Annotated in this window: 1 protein-coding gene and 3 rRNA genes; 3 read left to right on the top strand and 1 reads right to left on the bottom strand. The window is 55.0% G+C overall.

Features of this window, described 5'->3' with window-relative positions; translation table 11 throughout:
- A partial coding sequence (locus tag FS507_RS18090) for a hypothetical protein (RefSeq protein WP_222121447.1) occupies positions 1–209 on the bottom strand: 209 nt, incomplete at its 3' end.
- A 65-nt stretch (positions 210–274) separates the two neighbouring features.
- Between FS507_RS18090 and FS507_RS16335 the strand changes: the two genes are divergently transcribed.
- From FS507_RS16335 to rrf, 3 genes are all read left to right on the top strand, one after another.
- Positions 275–1,802 (top strand): 16S ribosomal RNA (locus FS507_RS16335).
- A gap of 336 nt (positions 1,803–2,138) precedes the next feature.
- Positions 2,139–5,223: ribosomal RNA gene (locus FS507_RS16330) — 23S ribosomal RNA — on the top strand.
- Positions 5,224–5,378: 155 nt separating this feature from the next.
- Positions 5,379–5,495: ribosomal RNA gene (rrf, locus tag FS507_RS16325) — 5S ribosomal RNA — on the top strand.
- The 16S, 23S and 5S rRNA genes sit together here, the layout of an rRNA operon.
- Positions 5,496–5,499: the final 4 nt, after the last annotated feature.

Raw genomic sequence — 5,499 nt, 5'->3', positions numbered from 1 at the left:
TGTGTGCGTGTGTTGTTTGAGAACTCAATAGCGTAACAAACCAAGTATTTTTTGTCGCACCGGTTGTGTGGCGCGGTGGTTTGGGATGGTACCGGCAAGCGTGATTGCTTGTTAAATATTGTTCTTTTCTTATTGTGCTGCTGATTGGTGTTGATGTTTGTCGGCTCGTGCCACCTCCCCTGGTGGTGTGGGTTGATGTTGATTGACATTTTTTGTCAGTAGTTCAGTATTTTTTTTGCCAGTATGTTCAGGCTTTTTGTAGGGCTGATATGCTTTTATGGAGAGTTTGATCCTGGCTCAGGACGAACGCTGGCGGCGTGCTTAACACATGCAAGTCGAACGGAAAGGCCCTGCTTGCAGGGTACTCGAGTGGCGAACGGGTGAGTAACACGTGGGTGATCTGCCCTGCACTTCGGGATAAGCCTGGGAAACTGGGTCTAATACCGGATAGGACCATCGTTTAGTGTCGGTGGTGGAAAGTTTTTCGGTGCAGGATGAGCCCGCGGCCTATCAGCTTGTTGGTGGGGTAATGGCCTACCAAGGCGTCGACGGGTAGCCGGCCTGAGAGGGTGGACGGCCACATTGGGACTGAGACACGGCCCAGACTCCTACGGGAGGCAGCAGTGGGGAATATTGCACAATGGGCGCAAGCCTGATGCAGCGACGCCGCGTGGGGGATGAAGGCCTTCGGGTTGTAAACTCCTTTCAGCCATGACGAAGCTGGCCTTGTTGGGTCAGTGACGGTAGTGGTAGAAGAAGCACCGGCTAACTACGTGCCAGCAGCCGCGGTAATACGTAGGGTGCGAGCGTTGTCCGGAATTACTGGGCGTAAAGAGCTCGTAGGTGGTTTGTCGCGTCGTCTGTGAAATTCCGGGGCTTAACTCCGGGCGTGCAGGCGATACGGGCATAACTTGAGTACTGTAGGGGAGACTGGAATTCCTGGTGTAGCGGTGAAATGCGCAGATATCAGGAGGAACACCGATGGCGAAGGCAGGTCTCTGGGCAGTTACTGACGCTGAGGAGCGAAAGCATGGGTAGCGAACAGGATTAGATACCCTGGTAGTCCATGCCGTAAACGGTGGGCGCTAGGTGTGGGGGTCTTCCACGACTTCCGTGCCGTAGCTAACGCATTAAGCGCCCCGCCTGGGGAGTACGGCCGCAAGGCTAAAACTCAAAGGAATTGACGGGGGCCCGCACAAGCGGCGGAGCATGTGGATTAATTCGATGCAACGCGAAGAACCTTACCTGGGCTTGACATATGCAGGATCGGCACAGAGATGTGTTTTCCCTTGTGGTCTGTATACAGGTGGTGCATGGTTGTCGTCAGCTCGTGTCGTGAGATGTTGGGTTAAGTCCCGCAACGAGCGCAACCCTTGTCTTGTGTTGCCAGCACGTTATGGTGGGGACTCGCGAGAGACTGCCGGGGTTAACTCGGAGGAAGGTGGGGATGACGTCAAATCATCATGCCCCTTATGTCCAGGGCTTCACACATGCTACAATGGTCGGTACAGTGGGTTGCGATGCCGTGAGGTGGAGCTAATCCCTTAAAGCCGGTCTCAGTTCGGATTGGAGTCTGCAACTCGACTCCATGAAGTCGGAGTCGCTAGTAATCGCAGATCAGCAACGCTGCGGTGAATACGTTCCCGGGCCTTGTACACACCGCCCGTCACGTCATGAAAGTTGGTAACACCCGAAGCCAGTGGCCCAAACTCGTTAGGGAGCTGTCGAAGGTGGGATCGGCGATTGGGACGAAGTCGTAACAAGGTAGCCGTACCGGAAGGTGCGGCTGGATCACCTCCTTTCTAAGGAGCTTTTTGGTGGCAGGCCTTCTTGTCCGCTGCACGTGGTGTGTGGTGGGGGTTGCGTAGTCTGCTTTTGTTGAATCCGGGTGGAGATCATCTGCTGGGTCATCGTTTGTTTGTCGCATGGCTTTATGTGGTGTCGGCGAAGAGCTTGGTTTGTTGCGGTGTTGGGTGTCTGGGGCAGCATGCTCCTGTTTTGTTGGGCATCTTGTTGATTGTGCGTGTGCTTGTTGTGTGCGTGTGGTTGTGGGTGTCGTGTTGTTTGAGAACTGTATAGTGGACGCGAGTATCTTCTTTATTTTATGCAATTTTGTAGAGTCATCTTTGTTTGTTTTAGTGTTGTCTGTGAAGGGCGCACGGTGGATGCCTTGGCACAATGAGCCGATGAAGGACGTGAGAGGCTGCGAAATGCCTCGGGGAGTTGCCAACTGAGCGTTGATCCGAGGATGTCCGAATGGGGAAACCCGGCCGTGGTTATGCGCGGTCACCCGCTGGTGAATGTATAGCTGGTGTGGAGGGAACGCGGGGAAGTGAAACATCTCAGTACCCGTAGGAGAAGAAAACAATAGTGATTCCGTGAGTAGCGGCGAGCGAAATCGGATTTTTGGCTAAACCTTATGTGTGTGATACCTGGCAGGGTGTGCATGTGGGGTGTTGTGGGGTCTTGTGTGGTGGGTCTGTCAGCCTGTCGCCTGTGTGTGTGGTGTTAGCGGAAGTGGTTTGGAATGGCCTGCCGTAGACGGTGAGAGTCCGGTACGTGAAAGCATCATGGACGTGGGTTGCGAGTGTCCCCGAGTAGCAGCGGGCTCGTGGAATCTGCTGTGAATCTGCCGGGACCACCCGGTAAGCCTGAATACTTGTTGTGACCGATAGCGGATAGTACCGTGAGGGAATGGTGAAAAGTACCCCGGGAGGGGAGTGAAATAGTACCTGAAACCGTGTGCCTACAATCCGTCAGAGCCTCCTTGGTGGGGTGATGGCGTGCCTTTTGAAGAATGAGCCTGCGAGTCAGCGGCACGTCGCGAGGTTAACCCGTGTGGGGTAGCCGTAGCGAAAGCGAATACTAACTAGTGTGTTGTTAGTGGCGTGTCCTGGACCCGAAGCGGGGTGATCTACCCATGGCCAGTGTGAAGCGACGGTAAGACGTCGTGGAGGCGCGAACCCACTTAGGTTGAAAACTGAGGGGATGAGTTGTGGGTAGGGGTGAAAGGCCAATCAAACTCCGTGATAGCTGGTTCTCCCCGAAATGCATTTAGGTGCAGCGTCGTGTGTTTCTTGCCGGAGGTAGAGCTACTGGTTGGTTTAGCGGGACTACCATCTTAGCGACATCAGCCAAACTCCGAATGCCGGTAAGTCAGAGCGCGGCAGTGAGACTGCGGGGGATAAGCTTCGTAGTCGAGAGGGAAACAGCCCAGATCGCCGGCTAAGGCCCCTAAGGGTGTACTAAGTGGAAAAGGATGTGGGATCGCGAAGACAGCCAGGAGGTTGGCTTAGAAGCAGCCATCCTTGAAAGAGTGCGTAATAGCTCACTGGTCGAGTGGTTCTGCGCCGACAATGTAGTGGGGCTCAAGTACACCGCCGAAGCCGCGGAGCTCACATCTTTGGGTGTGGGTTGGTAGGGGAGCGTCGTGTGGCGAGTGAAGGTGCGGGGTGACCCAGTGCTGGACGCTATGCGAGTGAGAATGCAGGCATGAGTAGCGAATGATGAGTGAGAACCTCATCCGCCGGATGACCAAGGGTTCCTGGGTCAAGTTAATCTTCCCAGGGTGAGTCGGGGCCTAAGGCGAGGCCGACAGGCGTAGTCGATGGATAACGGGTTGATATTCCCGTACCCGTGTGTGTGCGACCATGGTGAATCAGCGATACTAACCGCCCTGAAGCCTTCGTGCTGGGTCTACTTTGTGGGCTTGGCGTTGGTGGATGCGCGGGACCTGAGCTGGTAGTAGCCAAGTGATGGGGTGACGCAGGAAGGTAGCCGAGCCACTTATTGGATTGTGGTGTAAGCGTGTGGCCCGAGTCCTAGGTAAATCCGGGGCTTGTTATGGGTGAGGCGTGATGCGTACCCGTTTGCGGGGATGTTGGTGATCCTATGCTGTCGAGAAAAGCCTCTAGCGATGTGCACATTCGGCCCGTACCCCAAACCGACACAGGTGGTCAGGTAGAGAATACTAAGGCGATCGGGTGAACTGTGGTTAAGGAACTCGGCAAAATGCCCCCGTAACTTCGGGAGAAGGGGGGCCCGTGCTGGTGATGGTCTTTTTCGGCCGTGAGCTGGTGTGGGTCGCAGAGGATAGAGGGAAGCGACTGTTTACTAAAAACACAGGTCCGTGCGAAGACGTTGAAGTCGATGTATACGGACTGACGCCTGCCCGGTGCTGGAAGGTTAAGAGGACCTGTTAGGTGTTTTCACCGAAGCGGAGAATTTAAGCCCCAGTAAACGGCGGTGGTAACTATAACCATCCTAAGGTAGCGAAATTCCTTGTCGGGTAAGTTCCGACCTGCACGAATGGCGTAACGACTTCCCTGCTGTCTCAACCACAGGCCCGGCGAAATTGCAGTACGAGTAAAGATGCTCGTTACGCGCGGCAGGACGAAAAGACCCCGGGACCTTCACTATAGCTTGGTATTGGTGTTCGGTTCGGTTTGTGTAGGATAGGTGGGAGACTGTGAAGCGGCCACGCTAGTGGTTGTGGAGTCGTTGTTGAAATACCACTCTGATCGTGCTGGATATCTGAACCTCGGCCCATGATCTGGGTTAGGGACAGTGCCTGGTGGGTAGTTTAACTGGGGCGGTTGCCTCCCAAAGAGTAACGGAGGCGCCCAAAGGTTCCCTCAGCCTGGTTGGTAATCAGGTGTTGAGTGTAAGTGCACAAGGGAGCTTGACTGTGAGACTGACAGGTCGAGCAGGTACGAAAGTAGGGACTAGTGATCCGGCACCGGCTTGTGGAAGCGGTGTCGCTCAACGGATAAAAGGTACCCCGGGGATAACAGGCTGATCTTCCCCAAGAGTCCATATCGACGGGATGGTTTGGCACCTCGATGTCGGCTCGTCGCATCCTGGGGCTGGAGTTGGTCCCAAGGGTTGGGCTGTTCGCCCATTAAAGCGGCACGCGAGCTGGGTTTAGAACGTCGTGAGACAGTTCGGTCTCTATCCGCCGTGCGCGTTGAAACTTGAGAAAGGCTGACCCTAGTACGAGAGGACCGGGTTGGACATACCTCTGGTGGGCCAGTTGTCACGCCCGTGGCATGGCTGGTTGGCTACGTATGGGAGGGATAACCGCTGAAAGCATCTAAGCGGGAAGCCTGTTTCGAGATGAGGTTTCGTTTGAGGTTCCCTGTAGACGACGGGGTTGATAGGCCGGATCTGGACAGCATGTGAGTGTTGGAGGTGACCGGTACTAATTGACCGAGGATAACACTATGTTTGTGTGACGAGTGATTCTGCTGTGTAGAATTTGTGGAGATGTTCGCGTTCATTGTGCAGTGTCTGGAACGGCACAGCACACCAACTATGTGGCCCCCTGTAGTGTTGTTGTGGGGGTTGTGGTTGGGTGTGTGTTTGTTTCGTGTGTGTTTGTCGGTGGTTTTAGCGGTGGGGTCACGCCCGGTCCCTTTCCGAACCCGGAAGCTAAGCCTGCCTGCGCCGATGGTACTGCACCCGGGAGGGTGTGGGAGAGTAGGACGCCGCCGGCATCAA

This window comes from Corynebacterium glyciniphilum AJ 3170, from assembly GCF_007673095.1.
Classification (GTDB): domain Bacteria; phylum Actinomycetota; class Actinomycetes; order Mycobacteriales; family Mycobacteriaceae; genus Corynebacterium.
Note: the sequence above shows the minus strand (reverse complement) of the source record. Positions and strands in the feature narration are given on the sequence as shown.